Origin of the sequence: Caldalkalibacillus salinus, assembly GCF_016745835.1 — a bacterium.
Classification (GTDB): domain Bacteria; phylum Bacillota; class Bacilli; order Caldalkalibacillales; family JCM-10596; genus Caldalkalibacillus_A; species Caldalkalibacillus_A salinus.
The window spans coordinates 1-300 of the sequence record NZ_JAERVL010000049.1 but is presented as its reverse complement, the minus strand read 5'-3'; the positions used below and the strand labels follow the sequence as shown (position 1 = coordinate 300).

Genomic DNA, 300 nt, shown 5'->3' with positions numbered 1-300 from the left:
GTACAGGATTGTTTTCAGCTAGGCGTTGATTTCAAAGAGCTGGTGAGAGATGAAAAATTATTTGTATATAAACTGTTTGAATATATAACTCCCGACGATAAGGAAGAATCACGTAAAGCCATTACAAGATACACATATGATGAGGTGAGCTCAGTCGATTCCTTCCAGTTAAAGTATAATCCGTCGCATTTTGCATGGTTATTGATTAGAGGAAACTTTGCTATGAGATTTGAGAAACAAATTACACCTAATAAATTATTTATATGGATTCATCAAGAAGAAATCCATACCTCCACGATA

1 protein-coding gene is annotated in these 300 nt (G+C 34.3%); it reads left to right on the top strand.

The window, feature by feature from the left end:
* Positions 1-300 (top strand): hypothetical protein (locus JKM87_RS17975; protein WP_236838940.1); only part of this gene is annotated, 300 nt, incomplete at both ends.